The sequence below is a fragment of the Ferruginivarius sediminum genome, from assembly GCF_003344765.1.
GTDB classification, from domain to species: Bacteria; Pseudomonadota; Alphaproteobacteria; order Kiloniellales; family Rhodovibrionaceae; genus Ferruginivarius; species Ferruginivarius sediminum.
Window position 1 is genome coordinate 305,665 of record NZ_QPMH01000002.1, and the last position, 14,863, is coordinate 320,527.

Annotated in this window: 13 protein-coding genes; 8 read left to right on the top strand and 5 right to left on the bottom strand. The window is 67.3% G+C overall.

Annotated features, from left to right (window positions below; translation table 11 throughout):
• The first annotated feature begins 57 nt into the window (after nucleotides 1-57).
• The 5 genes from dapF (at nucleotide 58) to leuD (ending at nucleotide 5,520) form a co-directional block, all read left to right on the top strand.
• On the top strand, nucleotides 58-906 hold the full coding sequence (dapF, locus tag DRB17_RS03390; protein ID WP_114580754.1) for a diaminopimelate epimerase: 849 nt from the start codon (nucleotides 58-60) through the stop codon (nucleotides 904-906).
• On the top strand, nucleotides 903-2,222 hold the full coding sequence (gene mtaB / locus DRB17_RS03395; protein ID WP_114580755.1) for a tRNA (N(6)-L-threonylcarbamoyladenosine(37)-C(2))-methylthiotransferase MtaB: 1,320 nt from the start codon (nucleotides 903-905) through the stop codon (nucleotides 2,220-2,222). The genes dapF and mtaB overlap by 4 nt, the downstream gene beginning before the upstream one ends.
• Before the next feature lie 166 nt (nucleotides 2,223-2,388).
• The gene (gene ftsY / locus DRB17_RS03400) at nucleotides 2,389-3,294 is read left to right on the top strand and encodes a signal recognition particle-docking protein FtsY (protein WP_241503735.1); all 906 of its coding nucleotides are present in this window, start codon (nucleotides 2,389-2,391) and stop codon (nucleotides 3,292-3,294) included.
• A gap of 122 nt (nucleotides 3,295-3,416) precedes the next feature.
• Complete coding sequence (gene leuC, locus DRB17_RS03405) at nucleotides 3,417-4,829, top strand: 3-isopropylmalate dehydratase large subunit (RefSeq protein ID WP_114580757.1); 1,413 nt, start codon at nucleotides 3,417-3,419, stop codon at nucleotides 4,827-4,829.
• Between the two features lie 79 nt (nucleotides 4,830-4,908).
• Nucleotides 4,909-5,520: a 3-isopropylmalate dehydratase small subunit gene (leuD, locus tag DRB17_RS03410; RefSeq protein WP_114580758.1), complete on the top strand. Its 612-nt coding sequence runs from the start codon at nucleotides 4,909-4,911 to the stop codon at nucleotides 5,518-5,520.
• A gap of 25 nt (nucleotides 5,521-5,545) precedes the next feature.
• On the opposite strand, the gene DRB17_RS03415 is transcribed toward leuD, so the two are convergent.
• From DRB17_RS03415 to DRB17_RS03425, 3 genes are all read right to left on the bottom strand, one after another.
• The gene (locus tag DRB17_RS03415; protein WP_147274789.1) at nucleotides 5,546-5,800 is read right to left on the bottom strand and encodes a hypothetical protein; all 255 of its coding nucleotides are present in this window, start codon (nucleotides 5,798-5,800) and stop codon (nucleotides 5,546-5,548) included.
• Between the two features lie 162 nt (nucleotides 5,801-5,962).
• On the bottom strand, nucleotides 5,963-6,208 hold the full coding sequence (locus tag DRB17_RS03420) for a hypothetical protein (RefSeq protein ID WP_114580760.1): 246 nt from the start codon (nucleotides 6,206-6,208) through the stop codon (nucleotides 5,963-5,965).
• A 234-nt stretch (nucleotides 6,209-6,442) separates the two neighbouring features.
• On the bottom strand, nucleotides 6,443-6,652 hold the full coding sequence (locus DRB17_RS03425) for a hypothetical protein (protein ID WP_114580761.1): 210 nt from the start codon (nucleotides 6,650-6,652) through the stop codon (nucleotides 6,443-6,445).
• 130 nt (nucleotides 6,653-6,782) lie between these two features.
• On the opposite strand from DRB17_RS03425, the gene DRB17_RS03430 reads away from it, so the two are divergent.
• Together DRB17_RS03430 and leuB are read left to right on the top strand one after the other, a co-directional pair.
• The gene (locus tag DRB17_RS03430; protein ID WP_161958682.1) at nucleotides 6,783-7,376 is read left to right on the top strand and encodes a pyridoxamine 5'-phosphate oxidase family protein; all 594 of its coding nucleotides are present in this window, start codon (nucleotides 6,783-6,785) and stop codon (nucleotides 7,374-7,376) included.
• A gap of 107 nt (nucleotides 7,377-7,483) precedes the next feature.
• On the top strand, nucleotides 7,484-8,596 hold the full coding sequence (gene leuB / locus DRB17_RS03435; RefSeq protein WP_114580763.1) for a 3-isopropylmalate dehydrogenase: 1,113 nt from the start codon (nucleotides 7,484-7,486) through the stop codon (nucleotides 8,594-8,596).
• A gap of 421 nt (nucleotides 8,597-9,017) precedes the next feature.
• Here the strand turns inward: leuB and DRB17_RS03440 are convergent, their stop codons facing one another.
• On the bottom strand, nucleotides 9,018-10,847 hold the full coding sequence (locus DRB17_RS03440) for a glycine betaine ABC transporter substrate-binding protein (protein WP_114580764.1): 1,830 nt from the start codon (nucleotides 10,845-10,847) through the stop codon (nucleotides 9,018-9,020).
• Nucleotides 10,847-12,385 (bottom strand): BCCT family transporter, encoded by a 1,539-nt coding sequence (locus DRB17_RS03445; RefSeq protein ID WP_114580854.1) that lies wholly within the window; start codon nucleotides 12,383-12,385, stop codon nucleotides 10,847-10,849. Before DRB17_RS03445 ends, DRB17_RS03440 begins: the two co-directional genes overlap by 1 nt.
• Nucleotides 12,386-12,581: 196 nt before the next feature.
• Here DRB17_RS03445 and DRB17_RS03450 point away from each other — a divergent pair, with 196 nt between their 5' ends.
• Nucleotides 12,582-14,708 (top strand): 3-hydroxybutyrate oligomer hydrolase family protein, encoded by a 2,127-nt coding sequence (locus DRB17_RS03450; RefSeq protein WP_114580765.1) that lies wholly within the window; start codon nucleotides 12,582-12,584, stop codon nucleotides 14,706-14,708.
• Nucleotides 14,709-14,863: the final 155 nt, after the last annotated feature.

The following is a 14,863-nucleotide window of genomic DNA, read 5'->3' on the forward strand; positions in this document are numbered from 1 at the left end:
CTGTCATGCCCGCGGACGTGTAGACACCCTGCCCCACCTCCCCATATAACCCGCACCATGCAGAACGCGCGCGGGCGGCCATTTATCAAGATGCACGGGCTGGGCAACGACTTTGTGGTCGTCGATGCCCGACGGGAGCCGTTCGACCTCGATGCCGGGGCGGCGCGGCGGATTGCCGACCGGCGCGAGGGGGTCGGCTGCGATCAGGTGATCGTGATGGAGCCGCCGCGAGATCCGTGCGCAAATGTATTCATGCGTATTCGTAACGCCGACGGCAGCGAGGTCGCGGCCTGCGGCAACGCCACCCGCTGCGTCGCCGCCCGCGTCATGACCGAGCGTGAGACGCGCGAGGTGACGGTGGAGACGCTGGCCGGCCTGTTGCACGCGAAGCACGCGGCCGAGGGCAAGGTCGCCGTCGACATGGGCGCGGCGCGCCTCGACTGGAACGAGATCCCGCTGGCGCGGGAGATGGACACGCTTCACCTGGGCCTGGAGGCCGATGGGCTGCGCGATCCCGTGGCCGTGTCGGTCGGCAATCCGCACGCGGTGTTCTTCGTCGACGATGCCGAGGCGGTGGAGCTTGAGCGAGTGGGCCCGGAACTGGAGTACGACGCGCTGTTCCCCGAGCGTGCCAACATCTCGGCCGCGCAGGTGCTGGACAGCACGCACATCCGGTTGCGGGTGTGGGAGCGCGGCGCCGGCATCACCCGCGCCTGCGGCACCGCCGCCTGCGCCACGGCGGTGGCGGCGGTCCGGCGGGAACTGACGGAACGCAAGGTCACCATTGCCCTTGACGGCGGCGAGCTTGGCCTCGAATGGCGGGCCGGGGACGGCCACGTCATCATGACCGGCCCGGTCGCCGAGAGTTTCACCGGCACATTGAACGGGAGCCTTCTGGCGGCATGACCGTCGCAACCCGCAACCGCGAAGCACAACACAACGACGGCGCGGACCAGACGGGCGCGGCCGAGCCGAGGGTCATCACCTTCGGCTGCCGGCTGAATGCCTACGAGTCCGAGGTCATGCTGCGCCAGGCGCGCGCCGCCGGGCTGGGCGAGGCGGTCATCGTCAACACCTGCGCCGTCACCGCCGAGGCCGAGCGCCAGGCCCGGCAGGCGATCCGCAAGGCCAAGCGCGAGAACCCCGAGGCCGAGATCGTCGTCGCCGGCTGCGCCGCGCAGCTCGATCCCGACGGCTTCGCCGCCATGCCGGAGGTCGGGCGCGTGCTGGGCAACGAGGCGAAGCTGCGCCCGGACAGCTATGCGCCGGACCACGCGGGCAAGATCGTCGTCGACGACATCATGGAGGCGCGGGAGACCGCCTCCCACCTACTTGGCGGTTTCGAGACCCGGACCCGCGCCTTCGTGCAGATTCAGCAGGGCTGCGACCACCGCTGCACCTTCTGCATCATCCCTTACGCGCGCGGCAACAACCGCTCCGTGCCGGTGGGCGAGCTGGTGCGGCAGGTGCGCCTCCTGGTCGAGAACGGGGTGCGCGAGGTGGTGTTGACCGGCGTCGATATCACCGACTACGGCAAGGACTTGCCGGGCCAGCCGACGCTGGGGCAGCTCAGCCGCCGATTGCTGTCGCTGGTGCCGGACCTGCCGCGCCTGCGGCTGTCGTCGGTCGATCCGGTGGAGCTGGATGACGACGTTTACCGGCTGCTGGCGGACGAGCCGCGCTTGATGCCGCACCTGCACCTGTCGTTGCAGGCGGGCGACGACCTGATCCTGAAGCGGATGAAGCGCCGGCACCTGATGGCGGACGCGCGGTCGATGGTGACGCGGGCACGGCGGATGCGCCCCGATGTCGTCTTCGGCGCCGATCTGATCGCCGGCTTTCCGACGGAGAGCGACGCGGCATTCGAGAACACTCTGGCGGCGGTGGCGGAACTGGACCTGACGTTCCTGCACGTCTTCCCGTATTCGGAGCGCCCCGGCACGCCCGCCGCGCGCATGCCGGCGGTGGAGAAGGCCGTGCGCAAGGCCCGCGCCGCCAAACTGCGCGAGAAGGGAGCCGAGGCGGTGCGCCGCTTCCTGGATGCCAGCGTCGGATCGACGGCAAGCGTGTTGCTGGAAGAAGCGGACGAGGCGGGGCGCATGAAGGGCCGCACCGAGCATTTCGCCCCGGTCCGGGTGGCCGGCGGACAGGTTGGCGAGGCCGTGCGGGTCCGCATCACGGGGATCGAGGAGAACCATCTTGTGGCCGAAGCGCTGGCGTAAGAAATCCGGGCAGGAGCAACCCGGCGAGGCGGCGGCGGAGCCGCGATCCGCCGAGGCGGCCGAGATCGCGGAAGACGCGCCGTCGGACCCGCCCCCGGAACAGCGGGATGCCGCGCCGGCCGCCGGCGACGTCGGGAACGGCAAGCGCGAGGGCTGGCTCAGCCGCATGCGCAAGGGCCTGTCGCGCTCGTCCGGCAAGCTGGGCGACGGCATCGGCGCCATCTTCACCAAGCGCAAGCTGGATGACGCGGCGCTGGAGGAGCTTGAGGAACTTTTGATCTCCGCCGACCTGGGCGTCTCCACGGCGGCCAAGATGACGGCGGGCCTGGCGAAGGAGCGCTTCGACAAGGAGGTCGATCCGCAGGAGGTACGCGCCGCCCTGGCCGAGCAGGTGGCGGAGCGGCTGGAACCGGTGGCGAAGCCGCTGGACCTCGACGGCAGCCGCAAGCCGCACGTCGTCCTCGTCGTCGGCGTCAACGGCAGCGGCAAGACGACCACCATCGGCAAGCTGGCGAAGCAATGGGCCGACGCGGGGCACAAGGTGCATCTGGCCGCCGGCGATACCTTCCGCGCCGCCGCGGTGGAACAACTCCAGATCTGGGGACAGCGCACCGGCGCCCCCGTGACCGCGCGGGATACTGGCGCCGATGCCGCCGGGCTTGCCTACGACGCCCTGCAACAGGCACAGCGCGAGGGCGCGGACGTCCTGCTGGTCGATACGGCGGGACGGCTGCACAACAAGGCCAACCTGATGGCCGAGTTGCAGAAGATCGTGCGCGTGCTGAAAAAGCTGGACGACAGCGCGCCGCACGACGTGCTGCTGGTGCTGGACGCCACCATCGGCCAGAACGCGGTGCAGCAGGTGCAGACCTTCAAGGAACTGGTGAACGTCACCGGCCTTGTGGTCACCAAGCTGGACGGCTCGGCGCGCGGCGGCGTACTTGTGGCCCTGGCCGACAGGTTCGGCCTGCCGGTGCACGCCATCGGCGTCGGCGAGTCGGCGGAGGACATGCGCCCCTTCTCCGCCCGCGCCTTCGCCCGCGCCCTGGTGGGACTGGACCCAGAGGAGTAAGCCGCGCGCGGCCTGTCTTCGCCCCGTTGTGGCGGAGTTTGTGCTGACTATGTTACTAGCTGCGCGCCCGGCATGCCGTATTCCAAGCGGCATGCGTTCGAAGGAAGAGGATGACAGAGACGATGAGCCAGCCGCGAACGCTGTTCGACAAGATCTGGGACAATCACGTGGTCGAGCGCCGGGACGATGGGACCTGCCTGCTCTACATCGACCGGCACCTCGTGCACGAGGTCACCAGCCCACAGGCGTTCGAAGGGCTGCGCATGGCCGGCCGCAAGGTGCGCCGGCCCGACGCGACGCTGGCCGTGGCTGACCATAACGTGCCCACCGCTCACCGCGAGAAGGGCATCGCGGAAGAGGACAGCCGCATCCAGGTCGAGACGCTGGAGAAGAACTGCCGCGAGTTCGGCGTCGAGATGTACGGCATGGACGATCCGCGCCAGGGCATTGTCCATATCATCGGCCCGGAGCAGGGCATGACCCAGCCGGGCATGACCATCGTCTGCGGCGACAGTCACACTTCGACGCACGGCGCCTTCGGGGCGCTGGCTTTCGGCATCGGTACCAGCGAGGTGGAACACGTCCTGGCCACGCAGACGCTGATCCAGCGGCCCGCGAAGAACATGCGCGTCACCGTCGACGGCAAGCGTCCCATCGGCACGACGGCGAAGGACCTGATCCTGGCCATCATCGGCAAGATCGGTACCGCCGGCGGCACCGGCCACGTGATCGAATACGCCGGCGAGGCTATCCGGGAACTGTCCATGGCCGGACGAATGACGGTCTGCAACATGTCAATCGAGGCGGGGGCCCGGGCCGGCATGATCGCGCCCGACGAGACGACGTTCGAGTACCTGAAGGGCCGCCCGATGGCGCCAAAGGCCGGCAACTGGGAGCAGGCGCTGGAAGTCTGGCGCGGGCTGCCGTCCGATCCGGGCGCGCATTACGACAAGGAGGTCACGCTGCACGCCAGCGAGATCGAGCCGCAGGTGACCTGGGGCACCAGCCCGCAGGACGTGCTGCCGGTCTCGGGCGCGATTCCGAACCCGGCCGACGCGCGGGACGACGGGCAGCGTCGGGCGATAGAGCGCGCGCTGGAGTACATGGGGCTGACGCCGGGCGCGAAGCTGACCGACGTGAAGCTGGACAAGGTGTTCATCGGCTCCTGCACCAATGGCCGGATCGAGGATCTGCGCGAGGTCGCCAAGGTCGTCGGCGGCCGGCACGTCGCCGACGGTGTGCACGCCATGATCGTTCCCGGCTCCGGCCTGGTGAAGGAGCAGGCGGAGGAAGAGGGCCTGGACAAGGTCTTCGTCGAGGCCGGCTTCGACTGGCGCGACGCGGGCTGTTCCATGTGTCTGGCGATGAACGCCGACCGCTTGCAGCCGGGCGAGCGTTGCGCCTCCACCTCGAACCGCAACTTCGAGGGCCGGCAGGGCCGCGGCGGCCGCACCCACCTGATGAGCCCCGCGATGGCCGCGGCGGCCGCGCTGACCGGGCACATCACCGACGTGCGGGAACTGGCATCGTCTTGAGCGTCCGCCGAGTTGGCCACGTTCCAGCCTGGAGCGGGACCCTCAGCGAAGACCAGAACAAGTGACGAGATCGGGACACATGGACAAATTCACCAAGCTGACCGCCATCGCCGTTCCGCTGGAGCGGGACAACGTCGATACCGACATGATCATCCCCAAGCAGTTCCTGACGACGATCAAGCGAACAGGGCTGTCGAGGGGGCTGTTCTACGAACTGCGGTACGACGAGAACGGCAAGCCGACCGAATTCGTGCTGGACAAGCCCGAATACAAGGGCGCGCAGATTCTCGTTGCCGGGGAGAACTTCGGTTGCGGCTCCTCGCGCGAGCACGCGCCCTGGGCGCTGTTGGACCACGGCATCCGCTGCGTCATCGCCGAGAGCTTCGCCGACATCTTCTACAACAACTGCTTCAAGAACGGTATCCTGCCGGTGAAGCTGCCGGCCGAGCAGCTGGCCGCCTGCATGGCAATCGCCAAGCGCGGGGGTGAGGCGGCGATGATGACGGTCGATCTGGAAAGCCAGACGGTTGCCACGCCGGACGGCGACAGCTTCCCCTTCGAGGTCGAGCCGTTCCGCAAGCATTGCCTGCTCAACGGCCTGGACGACATCGCGCTGACGCTTGAGGACGCCGACGCCATTTCGGCCTTCGAGGGCAAGCAGCGTCAGGCCATGCCGTGGCTGTATAGCTGACGACGGATCGTGCGCGGCGGCACGCCTATTGCCTGCCGCCGCTCATGCCTTTCTTGATCTCGCCGCCATAGGGTGCCGTTGTTCGGGGTTCCGTCTCGGAGTGCTCGGATGCTGAAGTGCTGCCCTGACTGCCGACGCGGCTGTGGTATTTGCCGCGTGCCTTGGCCGTTTCATCCGTGACCTGGACGGCGGGCGTGCTGTTCGCCGGTTCGTCGCTCGAACTGGGCCGATTGTCGGCGGATGCCGCGCCGGCACTGAGCGCGAGAAACGTCGCCGTCAAAAGAATACTCCGTTTCATTCCGATTTCGCTCCATCGCAACGGAAAGCGCCAGCGATAAACCAGCCAGCCATGGCCGGCAAGAAAGAAGCGGGTGCCCTTTTTCGGACACCCGCCAAGGCTTTCAAGGGGGACTTGAATGGAGAGGGAGGCTTCTTTGACGGCTTACCGGCCGTCGTTCACGCCGCTGGCGCCATTCGGTACGACAGCGATCTGCCGGAAGCCTTCCGAGGTCTCGCCATACTGGCTGATGCGGGTGTTGTGCTCGCCGCGGGCGTCGGCGTGCCCGGCCAGCGTGGCAACCGGCTTGCCGTCGTTCTCGGTACCCACGGTCTGGGGCTGACCCGCAGCCATCGCGGCGCCGCCAGACAGGGTTGCAATCGTCAGAGCCAGAAGAGTCTTGCGGAACATTGGGTTTCTCCTGCGATGTTCAGATTGTCCAGTGCGGTTCCAACCGCTGTTGGTTAAGAACTTAAGCCGAAGCCGCCGATCTTGCGGTGATGGCCGTCACACCGCGCGACGATCTCGGTGAGGATTTTTCCCGCGTCCGTATTTGGGGGTTTGGCGACAACCAATTGCGGAACGAGAAACGGGCGCCCGTTTCCAGGCGCCCGTTTCTTGCGGAGAGGTTTGAGCTGAAGCGTCTTACTGGCCGCCACCTTGGCCGCGGGCCTCGCCGATGGTGACGCGGACCTGCTCGGACTTCTCGGCGGCCTTCGCGGGTGTGTCCATCTGGACTGCGGCGACGGAAACGCCGGGCTTTGCGAGCTTGCCGCGGTCACCTGGCGCATCGGCCAGCGCGGCACCGGAGACAAGGGCGGTCAGGCTCAAGGCGATTGCGGTGGTGCGAAGCATATCGGTCTCCTTGGTTATTCGGGTTGCGGTGTTAACCGTTCACCATGTGAGATGAGGCCGGTTTGGTTTCCCGCGTGTGACGGCCGTCACACCCCGGAAATCCGGCACACCCCAGGAATCCAGAGCGAACGTGAGCGAGCTTCCGGCCTTCTACAACGACCTCGACGCAAGCCTCGACGAGGCGTGGCGTCTGCTCGAACGCAGTGTGGACGACCGGGATGCGCCGTTTCGCACGCCGACGCTGGCCAGCATCGGCCGAGACGGGGCGCCCGTTGCCAGGACCGTGGTGCTTCGAGTCACGAGCCGTGCGGATGCCGTGCTGCAACTCCATACGGATATCCGCTCGGAGAAGATCGGCGAAATCCGCCGGGAGCCACGAGTGTCGCTCCACTTTTATGACCCGCGTGCGAAGGTGCAGCTCCGCGTTGGCGGCAAGGCCGTGGCGCATATCGGGGACGCCGTGGCGCTTGACGCCTGGACGGGGAGTCATCCGGATTCCCTTGCCATGTACCGCATACAGCCAAGACCCGGGACGCCGCTGTCCCGTCCCGATGAAACGACAATCGCCAGCGCGCGGGATCCCCGCGATGGCTTCGAGAACTTCGCCGCGGTGCGCATCGCCATCAGGCAGATGGAGTGGCTGTATCTTGGCGCGCGGGGCCATCGTCGTGCCCTGTTCGACTTCAAGACGGGGGACCCGTTGGGGCGCTGGCTGGCCCCTTGAAGCGGAGACTGGCGCGCGTGCCTTGAGTGCGCCCACCGGACCCGGTATATCGGGCGCCGTCGCGCGTATACCATGCGCGCTCTTTCCTGTCCGTTTCTGGGGGTCTCATGGCGGCGAACAAGAATATCCTGATGCTGCCGGGCGACGGTGTCGGCCCGGAAGTCGTGGCCGAGGTCAGGCGCGTCGCCGACTGGCTGGCCGCGGAGCGCGCGGTCGGATTCGACATCGCGGAAGGCCTGGTCGGCGGCGCGGCCATCGACGCCGAGGGCGCGCCGATCTCCGAGGCCACGATGCAAAAGGCGATGGACGCCGACGCGGTGCTGCTGGGCGCGGTCGGCGGCCCAAAGTGGGACGGCCTGCCGTTCGAGCAGAAGCCGGAGCGCGCGTTGCTGCGCCTGCGCAAGGACATGGAGCTGTTCGCCAACCTGCGCCCGGCGATGGTGTTCGACGCGCTGGTCGACTCCTCCTCGCTGAAGCCGGATCTGGTGCGCGGCCTCGATATCATGATCGTGCGCGAGTTGACCGGCGGCGTCTATTTCGGCGAGCCGCGCGGCATCGAGACCCTGCCCGACGGCCAGCGTCGCGGCGTCAACACGCAGGTCTACACGACCGAGGAAATCCGCCGCGTTGCCGCCGTCGCCTTCGAGCTGGCGCGCAAGCGCGGCAACAGGGTCTGCTCGGTCGAGAAGGCGAACGTCATGGAAGCCGGCGTGCTGTGGCGCGAAGAGGTGCAGCGCCTGCACGACGAAAGCTATCCCAACGTCGAACTGACCCACATGTATGCCGACAACTGCGCGATGCAGCTCGTCCGCCGGCCCAAGCAGTTCGACGTCATCGTCACCGACAACCTGTTCGGCGACATGCTTTCGGACGAGGCGGCGATGCTGACCGGCTCTCTTGGCATGCTGCCCTCGGCCTCGCTGGGCGCCGCCGACGCCACCGGCCGCCGTCGCGCGCTCTACGAGCCGGTGCACGGCAGCGCACCCGACATCGCCGGTCAGGGCATCGCCAACCCGCTGGCCACGCTGCTCTCTTTCGCGATGATGCTGCGCTATTCCTTCGATCTGGACAGCGAGGCGCGGCTGGTGGAGCAGGCGGTGGAGGCCGTTCTGGCGCGCGGTCTGCGCACCGCCGACATCGTCCAGGAGGGCACGACCACCGTTTCGACGCGCGAAATGGGCGATGCACTGCTGGAACAGCTTAGCTCAGCAGTTGCATGAACAAATTTCATGACACGTGAGGCTTGCGCGTAGCGAAAACTTTGGGCATCATACATTCGATTGCTCTCCGGCCTAGCCGGTCGAGTGATCGCCACGACCGCACGCGACACCCTGAACTGGGAACCTTCCGTTGGGCCGCTCCTTCCCTGGAGCGGCCCCTCTTTTCGTTAGATTACCACTGTCCGTATACTGCCCGGCAAATTATGCAAGCGGCTAAGTTGCATGGCCATGCGTATAATTGTCGACTTCCATCGAACCAAAGTGCAGGACTGGGCTTTACGGCAAATAGCGTGATGACTCTTTGCCTTCATGCAGCAGCCCTTTGACCGTCATATCAGTCAAACCGGCAAGATATGCCCATGAAACGGTCAAAAATCAGCAACCGCAAGGAATGAGATCATAAACCTTCCGCGCGCCGCCTTCATGAGCCCCGGCGCGTTACCGGCTGGGCCAGGAGCCAGCCGGCCCAGGCCATGAAGGCGATGCCGACGATGATCAGTATCGTCTCCAGCCAGGGCGATTCGGTGATGCCGTTGGCCGTGACGGCCTGCCGGTCGCGGAAGCTCGGCAGGACGGGGTCCGGCACCTCCGTCGACTCGGCGGCGTTGGCGATGGACTCCGCCTCGCGCAGCGGCAGCGGCAGGTTGCGCGTTGCGATGGCGGAGGCCGGGCCGCCGTGAACGGGTCCGGTGCGGCCTTGCGGCGCGGGCCCGGCGAGGAGAACCTGCATCGAGAAGGTGTCCACCGGCGCCTTCTGTCCCGGCACCGGAGAGGTGGGCAGGCGCACCTCGTTCAGGAAGAATGGTGCGCCGATAAGCCAGTCGGTGAGGCTGGCGGCACGGAGTTTTGGCGCTTCCGCCGGCAGCTCCTGCAACGCCGCCTGGGTATCGGCGTCCAGCATCACGATGGCGGCGTCCAGCTCGCCCGCGCGAACGGCGCGGATCAGGCTGGGGCCCGTCGCGCGCAAGTCGGGGCCGCGCCCGGCCAGGACCAGCATGCGCGCCGCCACCTTGCCGCCGGCGGTCCAGCCCGGCGGTGTGCCGATCCGCCCGGAAAGCGGATTGGCCTCCGGTGGCATGCCCTCGCGCACCAGCAGCAGGAAGTGGCGCCGGCCAATGGCGGCGATGGCCTCGCCCCGCCTGTCGCGTCCGCGGAACAGGCCGTCCCAGGTCAACTCGAAGAAATCCGAGGTGTGGACCAGCGCCAGGTCCGCCTTGCCCTGCTCCAGTGCGGCCAGCGGTGCGGCGACGGAGAGCATGTTCACCGGCCGCTCCGGGTAGGCGCGGCGCAGCGCCAGGATCGCCTGCCCGCCAAGTGGGCTGAGCGACTCGGCCCCGGTGTAGGCGACGACCATCTCGGGCCGGCGGACGGTCGGCGACTCGGCGTCGATCACCCCCTCGGCGACAAGGATTCGCCGAGCTACGGTTTCGGTGTCACGGCCCTGGACGATGATCTCACGGATGGCCGGCTCGACCTCCGTCGCCATCAGCGCGCCGTAGAGTGGCTTCAAGGCGGATTCGACGAAGCCTCGATGCTCTTCGGCGCGGGGGCCGATCACCACCGTCGCCTCGTAGCGGGGATAGAAGTCCAGCGTGTCTGCCAACTCGCTCAACCCGAGGTCGGGTCGCACGTAGGGCGCGCGGATTACGGCGACGTCGGTGCGCCCGGCCAGCAGCGCGGCCATGCGCTCTCCGGGCGAGGCGACCTCTTCAACCGCCGAGGGTTGGATATCGAGGCCATAGCGGCGCGCCAGCGCCAGCAAGCCGTCGCCCGGCTGGCGCGTGTAGCCCGGCGGTACGGCGAATCGCGCATCCTCCAGGCGCGACAGGTCTTCGACGGAGGTCATGTCCTTCGCCAGGGCCTTGTTGCTGTCCATCAGCAGGACGTAGGGCGCGCTGAAGCCGAGGCCCGGCGTCACCGATATGCCGGTCGATGCCAGCACCTGCCGCACTGCTTCCAGCCCGCCGTCCTGAATGGCGCGGGAGCGGAAGAACACGCGCGCGGAACCCGAATATCCCGGCAGCAGATCGATATCGCCTGCCTGCAGCCTGCGCCCGCAGTTCACAAGGTCGGGGCAGGCGACGGCGATGGCGCGGGCGCCCGCCTGACGCAGCGTCTCGGCGACGATCTCCGCCATCAGGGCACTGTCCGGCTGTTCCGCCAGGTGGCCGATGCGCAGGCTGGGCCGCTGGGCGCAGCCGGCCAGGACGATGAGCGTCGCTGCGAGGGCGAGGAGGGCGGCGCGGCGCATCACTGCAGGCCCTCCCAGATCCGCTCGGTCGCCGCGTCCGCGCGCAAGGCACGCAGCAGTGCCACGACCTGCAGGACCATGATGGCCGCGAAGGGCAGGGCGCCGAGAACCGACAGGGCGCGCACCGCCTGGATGTTGCCGGCGACGATCATGGCCGCGCCCAGGACACCCAATACCATCCCCCAGGCCAGTTTGCTGCGCCATGAGGGATTGCTGCCGGGTCCGCTCAGCAGCCCCAGGACATAGGCGGCGCTGACCACGCTGGTGACCAGGAAGACGAAGGCCAGCACCATCGCGGCTACGTTCAGGAGGCCGGCGAAGGGCAGGCGTTCCAGCAGGGTGAAAAGCGCGATGGAGACATCATGGCGCACCATCGCGACGACGCCGCCCAGGCCGTACATTTCTTCGTACAGGCCGAAGCCGCCGAACACGGCGAACCATAGGATGGAGAACAGCGTCGGCACCAGGATGACACCGACGATGAACTCCCGGATCGTGCGCCCGCGGCTGATCCGGGCGATGAAGACGCCGACGAAGGGCGCCCAGGCGATCCACCAGAAGAAATAGGTCAGCGTCCAGCCCTGGAACCAGCCGGCCACGTCGCGGTCCTGAAAGGTGAAAAGCTGGAAGGACATCCGCGCCAGCTCGGTCAGGTAGTCGCCGAAGGCGGTGACGAAACCGCGCATCAGGAACGCCGTCGGCCCGGCCAGCAGCAGGAACAGCATGATCGCGACGGCCAGCAGCATGTTCGCGTTCGACAGCCACTTCACGCCCTTGTCCAGCGGCATGACCAGCGGCAGGCAGTACGCCACCACCAGGGCCGCGAGGATATAGCCGGAGACGGTCAGCGAGTTCGGGTCGACCTCGGCGAAGACGAAGAGGCCGCGCTGAAGCTGGAATACGCCCATGGCGATGGAGCCGGCGACACCCAGTGCGATGGCCACGACGGCGGTGACGTTAGCGATGTAGGCCAGCCCCTCCACCCAGCGTCCGTGCAATTCCGCGCGCAGCCCGGCGCCCGGCTGATAGCCGCTGCCCCGGCGGAAGGCGAAGTAGGCCAGCGCAAGCGCGACCATCCCGTAGATCGCCCAGGCATGAAAGCCCCAGTGGAACAACGTGACGGTGAGCGCATGGCGCGCCGCTTCGCGCGTGCCGGGCACCGCGCCGGGGGCGCCGTCGAAGTGCAGCACGGGCTCCGCGACGCCCCAGAACAGCAGGCCCACACCCATGCCGGCGGCGAACAGCATGGACAGCCACGAGGGCAGCGAGAACTCGGGCATGTCGTCCTCTCGGCCCAGCTTCACCCGGCCATAGCGGCTGATCGCCAGCCAGGCGGCCAGCACCAGCAACCCCGTGACGAGCAGCATGTAAAGCCAATCCAGCGCGCGGAACGCGACGCCGGTGATGTTGCCGGCCCAGTCGGCCAAGCCGGCCGGATCGCCCAGGCCCCAGACCGCCACGCCCCCGCACAGCGGCAGCGCAACCAGCAGGACGGCCCAGTTCGACAGGCGGCGGCGCAGGTGAAGACGCGCGAACATGCCCTCATCCGGTCGGTGGTTTCGGATTCCCCCCAGCGCCGCGCGAAGCCTAATCGTGACGGCGGCCGGCGTCATGACATTTCCATGCCGTCATGGTTTTTCGAAAGGATTCGAACTACGGTTTTCGAGCAGTCGTTGTACTTCGAGTGCCGGGGGACGGGGCGCCACCCAACTAGCGAGTGGGAGGCTTCATTTCATGCGAGTGACGGCAAAGGTCATCGGCGCCGCCCTGGCGGCGCCTGTCATGCTGGCCGCGAGCCCGGTGCTTGCCGCCGATCCGCCCGCCTTCATCAAGGGCGATGTCCGGATTACCGAGTTCGACGGCGTCACCGACGACCTGCTGACGGCCGGTCTGGGCGCCGCCGGTTTGCAGAGTGGTACGCCGCCGGCGCTGTCGGACCCGCCGACGGCGGCGGAACTGCGCCGGCTGGCGATTTACAACAACTATCGCGCCCTGGTCGACGTCACCACCGGGGGCGGCTACGGCACGCTTTATGGGCCGGACGTCAGCGCGGCCGGCGTTCCCGGCGAGGGGCCGGGAATGATCGCTGGACGCGAATACCTGGCTTTCGCCGGTCCGGCATCAGGTCACGTCAACGTCAGCCTGCTGGTCCAGGTTCCAGATATCTTCGACCCGGACGCGCCCTGCATCGTAACCGGCCCGTCGTCCGGCTCGCGCGGTGTCTACGGCGCCATCGGGACCAGCGGGGAGTGGGGCCTGAAGAACGGCTGCGCGGTCGCTTACACCGACAAGGGGACCGGAACGGGCGCCCATAACCTGGGCGACGACACCGTCGACCTCATTACCGGCGAGCGGGTAACGGCGGATGAGGCCGGGAAGGACTCAATCTTCACCGCCGGGATCAATGACCGCAAGCAGGCCGACTACGACGACGAAACCCCGCATCGCTTCGCCTTCAAGCACGCCCACTCCGAGAACAATCCCGAGGCGGACTGGGGCAAGAACGTGTTGCAGTCGATCCGCTTCGCCTTCTGGGCGCTGAACGAGGCCCACCCGGACGCGGACATCCGGCCCGGCAACACCGTCGTTATCGCCTCCAGCGTCTCAAACGGCGGCGGCAGCTCCGTTCTGGCGGCGGAACAGGACAAGCAGGGCCTGATCGACGGCGTCGCGGTGTCGGAGCCGAACGTGAACCCGGAACCCGGTGGCGATTTCGCCATCAAGCAGGGCGAGGGCCCGCCGTTCTTCGATCACAGCAAGAGCCTTTACGACTACACGACGTTGCTGAACCTCTATCAGGCATGCGCCAACCTGGATAACCCCGCTGCCCCGTTCAATTTCCTGGGTCTGACGGCCATCCAGCAGAACCGTTGTGCGTCGCTGGCGGAATTGGGGCTGCTGACCAGCGGGACGCTGGCCGGACAGGCCGCCGAGGCGCAGGAAATCATCAACGACTTCGGCATCCTCGAAGAGCAGAATATCGTCCAGCCCTCGCATTACTGGGTGTTCGTGCCGCAGGCCATCGCGGTTACCTACGCCAACGCTTATGGGCAGTTTTCGGTGCTGGAGAGGCTGTGCGGCTACAGCTTCGGCGCGACGACGGGCAACAGCCTGATCCCGGACCTGGGCAATCCCGACGACGGCGTTCCCGTTCCGCTGGCCCTGGCGGCCGAGAATGCGTTGTTCGCGACCTCCAACGGCATTCCGCCCACGAGCGGCGTGAATCTGATCAACGACCGGGCGGTCGAGGGCTCGCGGGAGACCCGCCACTCGACCTCGCCGTCGACGGGACGCCAGGACCATAATATCGACGGCAACCTCTGCCTGCGTGACCTTGCGACCGGCGTGGACACCGTGACCGGAGAGAAGCTGCGCGGCCGGCAACAGGCACGCCACAAGCAAATCCTGAACGGTATCCGCGAGATCCGGGCCAGCGGCGACCTGAACGGCAAGCCGGCGATCTTCGTCACCGGCCGCAGCGACGCGATCCTGCCGCCGAACCATACCTCGCGGGCCTATTTCGGCTTGAACAGACTGCAAGAGGGGACGGACAGCGAATTGCGCTATATCGAGGTGCTGAACGCGCAACACCTGGACGCCTTCAACCAGTTCCCCGGTTTTGACAACCGTTTCATCCCGCTGCACCACTATTTCATTCAGGCGCTGGATATCATGTTCGCGCACCTGAAGGACGGCCTTCCGCTGCCGCCCAGCCAGGTGGTCCGAACCGTCCCCCGTGGCGGTCCGGACGGCGGCGCGCCCGATATCGTCGAGGCCGTCAACCTTCCGGCGATCCAGCAGAACCCGGCGGTGACGGACGAGATCCGGTTCGAGGGCAATCAGGTGCTTATCCCGGAGTGATATCGCAACGGTGGAGTCCCGGCTTTTGCCGGGGCTCCGTGCCGCGGTTTTTCGCCGTCTGAAGGGGCTTTCAATGCCCGTTATCCGATTGTGCGGCGCAGCATCGAGCCTTGCAAAGAAGGGGGGCGACCTCTAAATTCCCTGATTCAGAACGC